Here is a 1253-nt window from a genome sequence, read left to right as displayed (position 1 = left end):
ATCAAATGACTCACCACCTCGACGTGACCTCGATAATAACTCACCCCACCGCCAAGCTCATCCACTAAACACGCATTACTACCTTCAGCACTTCTACGCGGTTTATATCGCTGTGCTTCCGCTTTGCAAAATTCTATTTTTTCACCCTGACGCTTGTTGTGATCAATCAACGGAACACGACCTCTTGATCTCACAAACTCTCGAATATCCGTACTACAATAACCTGCATCCATCAGCTCATAACATGCCGTAACACGCTGTTCACTCATCAACGATAACGGCAGGGCAACACGACTATCATGAACGACCGCACCCGTCAGATAAGCACTGATCACTACACCACAACATGCTGTATCTAAATGAAGCTTGTAGCCTTTGGTACTCTCAGAATACCCTTTTGAGTTCGTTTTTGTGCCAACAGAACAGCCCGTAGGTAAATCTCGGAGCATTTCAGGAAGTGTCTGTGTGAGTTGAATCTGAATGGCAGTTAATATTTTAGTGGTCAAGGTCTTAGGCGAGTTGAATGCAGGGCGACCTCGTTTTTTGGCAGGCGGTTTTACAACAGGAGGGAGAACTATTTTCTCAACACCTTCGCGTGCTGGAATCATGGTTGCATCACGGCTAATATGACCGATTAACGTATCCGCAAGATTGGACTTCACCATCTGCTCATGAACGCGAGTGGTTAGTTTACGCGCTGCAAATTCAGCAAAAACACGGCTAAATGTCCCTTCGCTGGGTAGTTTTTTATACAGATTGAAGCCGCAAATTCGCCGCAATCTACGATCAACTTCTAGGCGTTCAATCAAGCCCCGTGTGGTGACGATACCAAGTTCAGCTTTTGCAATAAAGGCACATGCCAAAGCGCAGCGGTCAGCAGGAGGTCTTCCCACAGCACACCCTTGATATTGGTATACCAAGGATTCGATGTCACTCCACTCGAGCACACGAATAATGCGTTCGAGCTTTGAGCTGATGCCGTCTAAATCGGCTGCGACTAAAGGAATAAGTTCGTATTGTAAGGCTTGAAACCGTTGTTTGAGAAAAGGGCTTAATGTAGTATTCATGCTGTAGATGTTAGGGTGTTGGTTTAGAAGCTCATTTTAACATCTACAACTTTTTTCAAAAAATGTTAATTCAGGCTGTTTGTGGAGTTTTGCAAGTGCCTCTATATAGAGAAATTGCAGAATTTTTCAAGAAAAATGCAAGGATATTTTGGGCAGAATGGTCAATCGACTTTATAGCTTCAAGAC

1 protein-coding gene is annotated in these 1253 nt (G+C 44.3%); it reads right to left on the bottom strand.

Annotated elements, in window-relative coordinates:
- On the bottom strand, window positions 1-1067 hold a 1067-nt coding region (locus FTV42_RS17040), incomplete at its 3' end, for a transposase (protein WP_180039266.1).
- Between the last annotated feature and the right edge of the window lie 186 nt (window positions 1068-1253).

Source organism: Acinetobacter sp. YH16052 (assembly GCF_013417155.1).
Lineage (GTDB): Bacteria > Pseudomonadota > Gammaproteobacteria > Pseudomonadales > Moraxellaceae > Acinetobacter.
This window is presented reverse-complemented; position numbering and strand designations above follow the sequence as displayed.